Origin of the sequence: Oribacterium sinus (assembly GCF_963537195.1) — a bacterium.
Classification (GTDB): domain Bacteria; phylum Bacillota; class Clostridia; order Lachnospirales; family Lachnospiraceae; genus Oribacterium; species Oribacterium sinus_A.
This window is the reverse complement of record NZ_CAUTEG010000103.1, coordinates 1-7,534: the sequence shown is the minus strand read 5'-3', so window position 1 is coordinate 7,534 and position 7,534 is coordinate 1. Positions and strand designations below refer to the sequence as shown.

General features: G+C 43.0%; 8 protein-coding genes and 1 tRNA gene. All 9 read right to left on the bottom strand.

Translation table 11 applies throughout. The features are described from left to right. On the bottom strand, positions 1-366 hold a 366-nt coding region (locus RYL27_RS09760), incomplete at its 3' end, for an HD domain-containing protein (RefSeq protein ID WP_314966902.1). 42 nt (positions 367-408) lie between these two features. Then, the gene (locus RYL27_RS09755) at positions 409-1,761 is read right to left on the bottom strand and encodes a sodium-dependent transporter (protein ID WP_314966900.1); all 1,353 of its coding nucleotides are present in this window, start codon (positions 1,759-1,761) and stop codon (positions 409-411) included. 60 nt (positions 1,762-1,821) lie between these two features. After that, a tRNA-Pro gene (locus tag RYL27_RS09750) sits at positions 1,822-1,895 on the bottom strand. Between the two features lie 208 nt (positions 1,896-2,103). Then, entirely contained in the window at positions 2,104-2,691 is a 588-nt protein-coding gene (locus RYL27_RS09745; RefSeq protein ID WP_314966898.1) for a hypothetical protein, read from the bottom strand. A 145-nt stretch (positions 2,692-2,836) separates the two neighbouring features. Beyond that, entirely contained in the window at positions 2,837-4,765 is a 1,929-nt protein-coding gene (locus tag RYL27_RS09740; protein ID WP_314966896.1) for an N-acetylmuramoyl-L-alanine amidase family protein, read from the bottom strand. A gap of 254 nt (positions 4,766-5,019) precedes the next feature. After that, complete coding sequence (locus RYL27_RS09735; RefSeq protein ID WP_304072099.1) at positions 5,020-5,577, bottom strand: HrpE/YscL family type III secretion apparatus protein; 558 nt, start codon at positions 5,575-5,577, stop codon at positions 5,020-5,022. Further along, entirely contained in the window at positions 5,574-6,074 is a 501-nt protein-coding gene (gene coaD, locus RYL27_RS09730) for a pantetheine-phosphate adenylyltransferase (protein ID WP_304072097.1), read from the bottom strand. Before coaD ends, RYL27_RS09735 begins: the two co-directional genes overlap by 4 nt. Continuing rightward, positions 6,071-6,634: a 16S rRNA (guanine(966)-N(2))-methyltransferase RsmD gene (rsmD, locus tag RYL27_RS09725; RefSeq protein WP_314670412.1), complete on the bottom strand. Its 564-nt coding sequence runs from the start codon at positions 6,632-6,634 to the stop codon at positions 6,071-6,073. The genes coaD and rsmD overlap by 4 nt, the downstream gene beginning before the upstream one ends. 201 nt (positions 6,635-6,835) lie before the next feature. Further along, the coding region (locus tag RYL27_RS09720; RefSeq protein WP_314966895.1) for a helicase-related protein at positions 6,836-7,534 on the bottom strand (699 nt) is incomplete at its 5' end.

Genomic DNA, 7,534 nt, shown 5'->3' with positions numbered 1-7,534 from the left:
ATACCCCCTTTGGACATGCCGGAGAAAGGGGGTATGGCCTAAATCATGGCCTAAGGCAATGGCCTCGGTCAGGTCTTCATTTAAGCGAAGAGCCTTGGCAATGCTTCTGGCAATCTGACTCACCTCCAAGGTATGGGTCAATCTTGTACGATAATGGTCCCCTTCCGGCTGAATAAAGACCTGGGTCTTATGCTTTAGCCGCCGAAAGGCCTTGGAATGTAAAATCCTGTCTCTATCTCTTTGGAAAATGGTTCGGATATCATCCTCTTCCTCCGGTAGATCTCTTCCCAAAGAGTCCACGCTACAACAAGCAAAGGGAGAGAGAATCTCCTTTTCCATTTTCTCCATTTCTTCTCGAATATTCATCCTGCTCCTACCTCCCGGATCAAAGCAAAACAACAGTTCCTTTTATAATAAGCCCTGGAACAGGAGAAGTAAAATGAAAATTGGCAAAACAAAACGGAAATAGTTTAGGAGGAAGGCCGGCATTTTCACGCCCTCTCCCTTATTACATTCCTCCAAATATCTGGGGAAACCCATGCCCCACTTACTTACACAGAACAGAAGGTAGACTAAAGAACCGATGGGAAGAATCAAATTACTAACAATAAAGTCCTCGGAATCCAATACATCCCTACCGCCAATCAGCTTTAAATCCTTCCAAAGGTTATAGCCAAGAATACAGGGAATACTCAAAAGCAGAATCAGAATACAGTTTACGATAACCGCCTTCTTTCTATCCCAATGGAAGTTGTCAATACTGGTGGAAATGAGGTTTTCAAATACCGCAATAACGGTGGAAAAGCTGGCAAAGGTCATAAAAACAAAGAAGAGGCTTCCCCAGATTCTTCCTCCCGCCATGTGCATAAATACTCTGGGCAGAGTAAAGAAAATGAGGGGAGGTCCTGCATTTGGCTCCACATGAAAGCTAAAGCAGGCCGGGAAGATAATTAAACCGGAAAGGATAGCCACAAAGGTGTCCAAAGCACAGATTCGGATTCCCTCTCCTGTTAAAGAATAGTCCTCAGACATATAGGAGCCGAAAATCTCCATAGCCGCAACCCCTAAAGAAAGGGTGAAAAAGGCCTGATTCATAGCCTGAGAAATTACATGAAAGAGGCCAATTTCCTTCACCTTTTCCGGATTGGGGAAGAGGTAGAACTTCGCTCCCTCCAGAGCCCCCGGCAGCATCAGGCTATGTACCGCCAAGACAATAATTAACAGTAAAAGGCAGGCCATCATAATGGTAGTAATCTTTTCCAGACCTTTTTGCAGTCCTAAAGAGCAAACCAAAAATCCCCCGATAACCGTAATCGCCATACATAGAGTCATTTCCTCCGGACGACTGAGCATGGTTCCAAAAACATTTTCCACCTGAGAGGGTTCAATTTTAGAAAATGTTCCGAAGGCAAATTTAAAGAAATAAGAAAGCATCCAACCGGAAACGGTGGTGTAATACATCATCAAAAGATAACAGCCCAGAATACAAACCCAGCCGTGCAAATGCCACTTCGTACCCTTGGGCTCCAAAACCTCATAGGCCTTTACCACGGACTTCTTGCTGGCTCTACCCACTGCAAGCTCCATGGTGAGAATGGGGAGACCGATTAAAAGCAAGAAACAAAGATAGAATAAAACAAAGATTCCTCCACCGTTTTGCCCCACCAGATAGGGAAACTTCCAAACATTACCGATTCCGATGGCACAACCTGCGCTCACCAAAATAAAGCCGATTCGTGATTTAAAACTCTCTCTTTTCATTTTTACCCTTCCTACATAAGAACAGGAGATGCCTAGGCATCTCCCACTCGTTGCTTACAGTCGATGCGACTGGATTCGAACCAGCGACCTCTGCGTCCCGAACGCAGCGCTCTACCAAGCTGAGCCACGCATCGCTCTAAATATATAGAACAAAGGAGATTATAAGCTTTTCTCCTTTGTTCTGTCAATTATTTTCTGTCTATAAAGCTAAAAATTTCTGTCATGAAAGTCAAAATTTGCAAATTCTAATTATAATTAGAGTGAGATCGGAAGTTAACTCTTTAATATCATTCAAGACTTGATGCAAGTATAAACTTTCCGGATTTTCCATCTTAACATATATTATGAGTATTTACGTACATCTCGAATCGAGTTTAATTCTATATTTTTCTTCATAGCCAGTCTTTCTCCATTGTGAAATATTGCATAATACGAATCTATGATAGTTAAACCATCAGCTTCCAAACAGTTGACCTTAACTATGTAATAATCATCAAATTTAGTTACTTGGATATCAATTTTGCCATCAACACTAAGTTCCATTTTTTTTATTTGCTCAGTTAAAATATCTGTATCATAAAAACCATCGTTAAACTCAGATATTTCATACTCCCAATCCGAAGGATCTTTCGATCTGGCGTTAACCTCAAAGTTGTAATATTTTTCCCATACAAAGCTATAATGATTGTCTTCAGCAAATATTAAATTATTATACCTTATTTCCGAGATTTTTTTTACACCATCATCATCAATTGCAAAATATGTAGTATCAAACGCCAGTATACCACCAGACCCTGCATTTTCTAACAAGTATTTGGGTGGATGTTTATAATCACCATACATGTTTAGCAGTATGGAAAAACTATTAATTAATGAAATAATAAAAATTAACAAAAAAACAAAAAATACAATCCTTCGAATTAATCTCATGCAGATACATCCTCCTCACTGACTTTATCATGCTTGTTCCAGCGTAAAAATGCACCGGCTATATCCTTGTCGTGATACGCCTATACATCCACCAGAAACAACAAAGTATTCCCATACATTTTAAGAGAGGAAATCTTTCATACTGCTACTTCTTTTGCACTGCTCCATTCACTACCCATCTTCCTTCCGTATCCACTGTAAAACCATCGGGAGTAGTGGTATTTCTATATAGAGCGCCTTCATTTTGTCCTTGCGGGTCTAAGTAGTAGCAGTTTCCGTCAATCCACTGCCAACCGGTGAGCATCCTGCCCTTCCAACCGTCAGAGTTTGGGAAGAGGTAGTATTTACTACCGTTTACTTCTACCCAGCCTGTAGCCATATAGCCGGAATCAAGGAAGTAGTACCAGTAGGACTTTCCGTTATAGGCTTCATAGCCCCAGCTATTCTTCGGATAGCTTCCGTCCGCTCTTTTGTACCACCAGCCCTTTTCATCCTGTACCCACTGACCTCCGGATAAAGAACGATCTACGCCAAGTACCTGTCCGGTCAGGCTACTGCTGACCTTAAAGCTTCCGGAGCCACCACCGGAACTTCCCCCAGAGCCACCGGAACCGGAAGAGCTTCCCCCTGAACCACCGGAACTACTGGAGACAGCTTTAGAGGTAGAACCGGAGTTTCCAGTATTACCGGAAGTATTCTGCTTCTTTTCTGCTTTATCAGGCTCAAAAAAAGGAGAAAGCACTTCGGCTCCTGCTGTTAAACCTGCTTGCAGGTTTAAGGACACATTGCTGTATCGTTCATTATTGACATAAAATTCAGTACCATTTCCATAGTTATCATCTGTTCCCTCAACAAGGAAGCGATACTTTCCAATTGCAAAATGAGGCTGTACAAGGTACATTACCTTATAACGTCCGGAAGGAAGAGGAGTCCCTTCCGCTGCTTTTCTCACGTTGCCTTTTTCACCGGCTGCATTCACATAGCTCTCTAAAAAGAGCTTAAAGCGGTTCAATTCATCGGAGTATTCTCTGTACATATTCATCAGGAAGGGCTGTGCGGGAGTTCCCGGGTTCAATACGGTTGTGCCGTCTGTAAGCACGATTTTTTCCACATTCAGGGTGACACTGTTCATAGGATCTCCCACCTTTGCCTTATGAATATCAAAGCTGGAGTTTAAGTATACCTGACTGATAGTCTTCTCTTCCTTTACAGAAAAAGAATCGCTTTCTAGAGGATAGTACTTATATTTTGCATCTTCCCTATTGGAGATTTTTATTTCTAAATTATTGGATTCATTGCTTTGATCATCCGCAAAGCGATTACCGATACGTGCCTGAGTATATGTAAAGCCTACATCATTATCCGGGGTATCTTTTGGCAGAAGATAATAAGGACTGTTTTTCCCTACAGCCAGAGTATAGATATAGCGATATTCTCCCGGAGTAAAATAGTTCAACTGATAAGGAGCCCAGACTCCTCCTGCCTTCTTTTCCACGACTCTCTCCGGAAGAACCTTGAAATGCTCTTCGCTTACATCCTTGACAAGCCCCTGGCTTCTTAGGGCTAGCTCAGATACTTTTACCGGATTGTTTCTCACCACCTTCATATGATCCCTTCCGGCAAACTCTATACCGGTATAATCCAGAAATATCCAGTAAATCTTATCTTTACGAGTATAAGCGTCGGCATTTACATTTGCCATACGGAAGCTGGAGTAACCTAAAGACAAAGGCTTTACCATGCCGGTCTCTTCCACAGCAGATACATCTTCCCTAAGAGCTGATTCTTCCGCAAGTTCAGTTTCTTCGGCTGACTCTACTACTTCTGTAGAACCTGCTTTTTCTGGTTCCTCCGGAAAATCCGCCAAGCTTTCTTTGCTTCCTTCTTCCGAATCTGTATTTTTATATTTCACTGTAGCGACTACAGAATTTTCTGCCTGATTTTTACTTGTTTCCTTTTCCTCTGAAACAGTTATTTCCTGATTGTCTAAGGGATTGGCATAGAGGGGTACAGCAGTGCTTGTTGCACAAAATACCAAGCTCACTCCTAAAGCCAGCATGTTTTTTCTTCTCATCTCCATCGTCCTTTCTTATTTCTTGCCATTTCACGATATAAAATTATACTATATTTTAGATTTTTTTCTAATTATTTTTGCACATTGATATGATTTTTAAGAAACTTCCATCCCTAATCTATTATTCCTTTTCTATTTTCGTACAAAAAATAAGGTCTAAGGGCTTTCCCTTCAAGCATTACATAAAAAAATCCCCCTCTCCAAAGGAAAAGGGGAACTTTCTATAAATCTTCTTATTTGTTTTTAAAGCTATTTTAGCCCTGCTTCTGCTCCGGAATAGCCTTTGCCAGTGCAAAACGATTGGACTGCACGATGGAACGGGAATCCTGTAAAGAGGACTTTAAGCCGGTCAGATGCTCCTCTGCGGTATCCAGGGAACGGGTAATAATGGTTTCCAGGCTTGCCAGCATCTCATCCGTGTAGCGAATGGCATTGCTGCGAATCTGGTCTGCATCCGCCACCGCATTGTTTACAATACCGTCTGCCTGCTTCTGAGCATCCTGCAAAAGTGCATTTGCCTTCTCATAAGCCTTCTGCATGATTTCATTGTCGGAAACCATCTCCTCGGTCTGGGTTCTGGCGTCATTTAACATCATATCCGCCTGAGCCTTCGCATCAGCCAGGATAGCATCCTGCTGGGAAATAATCTTCTGATACTTCTTAATCTCCTCAGGAACCCGAAGGCGAAGCTCCACCAAAAGCTCCTCCATCTCTTCCTTATTCACTAAAATCTTCGTATTGGACAAAGGCTGATACTTACAACTATCAATGTATTCCTCAATTTCTCCAATCAACTGCTCAATTCTGCTCATATCCCCCTCCGTCTCTCTTGTTCATCAAATTTTTTCTTCATAGCCTCTTCCACATCTTTCGGAACAAAGGCTGATATATCACCATGAAAGGATGCAATCTCCTTTACAGTACTGGAACTTAAATACGAATATTTCAAACTGGTGGCAAGGAAAATGGTGTCCACTTCCTCCGCAATCACCTTATTGGTCTGGGCCAGCTGCAACTCAAACTCAAAATCCGTTACCGCCCGAAGACCTCTCACAATCATATTGGCATGGACTTTTTTCGCATAATCCACCGTTAAGCCGGTGAAACTATGCACCTCCACATTGTCCCATTCCTTCGTGTGCTCAGAAATCATTCTAACACGTTCTTCCATGGAAAACAACGGAGTCTTCTGCCGGTTTTGCAGTACACCCACGATTAATTTATCCACCATTTTCCGGCTTCGTTCAATCACATCCAAGTGCCCGAAGGTCACGGGATCAAAGGAGCCGGGATACAATCCTATCTTCATACAGCCTCCTGTAAACGAAGAAAGATATGCTTATTGGTCTTGTACAGCTTCTCTCGAAGAATTCGATATCCTTCCTCTTCCATGTCGGAAAAATCCTCTTCCAACGACGCCTCTACAACAAAAACCGTATCCTTCCCCACCATAGAGGACTTTTCCAGTCTCCGAAGGGCTTCCTTTGCCAAATCCTCGCCATAGGGAGGGTCTAAAAAGACGATACCGAAGTGATAGTCCTTTCCCTCTAAACTTCTTAAAGCACTGTGGAAATCTCCTCCATATACCAAGGCCTGTTCCTGAAAATGACAACGGGCGATATTTTGCTCTATACAGGCCAAGGCCTTCTTTCCACTGTCACAAAAAACCGCTCTTTTCGCCCCTCTGGACAGGGCTTCAATTCCCAAAGCACCGCTTCCCGCAAAAAGATCCAAAACGTCCTGGTCCACTAAGTCAAATTGTAAAATATTAAATAAGGTCTCCTTGATTCGATCCGTAGTAGGGCGGGTATCCTTCCCCTCCGGCACCGAAAGCAAAAGCCTTCTGGCTGAACCTGCAATAACTCTCATACCACTCTCCTTTTCCCTCATATTAAAGCGAAAATGCCGGTCGTTGTAAAGGGATAAAGATTAATTTTTTTCTACAACTTCCTATTTTTATAGCAAGCTTTTCCATACGAGTATACGCCAAGGATTTTCGCCAAATTTTGTATCCCCGGTATTCTCTACCTGGCTGTTCTTTAGAACTATCCTCTATCCGAATATTTTACTTTAAGCGTTTTCTGTAAGCAGGCTTTGAAAAATCTCTTTCATCCCCTGATGCTCCGGTTTTTCCAAGAGAGCATCCTCCTCCAAAATAGTTTTTGCCGCTTCTCTTGCCTTGAAAAACAACTCCTCATCCCGTAGAGGGTCCGCAAAACGAAATTGCAGGGGGCCGGACTGCCTTTCTCCAAAGAACAAATCCCCCGGCCCTCGCAAGGCCAAATCTTCCTTGGCAATGGCAAAGCCGTCGTTACTGTCCCGAATAATGGAAAGTCTTTTTTGGGATTTCTCATCTTCCTTATGATCCATAAAGATGCAATAGCTTTGCAGCTCCGACCTTCCCACCCTGCCTCGTAGCTGGTGGAGCTGGGCCAGACCAAAACGTTCCGCATTTTCAATCAGCATCACCGTGGCATTGGCCACATCCACTCCTACCTCCACAACGGTGGTAGACAGAAGTATCCTTGTCTTTCCGGAAGAGAAGTCCTGCATCACCTGCTCCTTCTCTCCTGCCTTCATTTTCCCATGCAAAACCGCGAAGGAATAGTCCTTTCCAAAGTACTGCTTTAGATTTTTTTGGTAGGCCGTAACACTTTCCACGGAAAGATTTTCATTTTCCTCCACCAAGGGGCAGATAATATAGGCCTGCCGCCCCTTGTCCAGTTCTTTTTTGATAAAGGAAAAGGCCTTCTCCCGATCAGCAGGGGA

What these genes read in the sequence shown, in the direction of transcription:
- RYL27_RS09755 (WP_314966900.1), bottom strand. Translation starts at nt 1,761, where the DNA reads ATGAAAAGAGAGAGTTTTAAATCACGAATCGGCTTTATTTTGGTGAGC.
- RYL27_RS09745 (WP_314966898.1), bottom strand. Translation starts at nt 2,691, where the DNA reads ATGAGATTAATTCGAAGGATTGTATTTTTTGTTTTTTTGTTAATTTTT.
- RYL27_RS09740 (WP_314966896.1), bottom strand. Translation starts at nt 4,765, where the DNA reads ATGAGAAGAAAAAACATGCTGGCTTTAGGAGTGAGCTTGGTATTTTGT.
- RYL27_RS09735 (WP_304072099.1), bottom strand. Translation starts at nt 5,577, where the DNA reads ATGAGCAGAATTGAGCAGTTGATTGGAGAAATTGAGGAATACATTGAT.
- coaD (WP_304072097.1), bottom strand. Translation starts at nt 6,074, where the DNA reads ATGAAGATAGGATTGTATCCCGGCTCCTTTGATCCCGTGACCTTCGGG.
- rsmD (WP_314670412.1), bottom strand. Translation starts at nt 6,634, where the DNA reads ATGAGAGTTATTGCAGGTTCAGCCAGAAGGCTTTTGCTTTCGGTGCCG.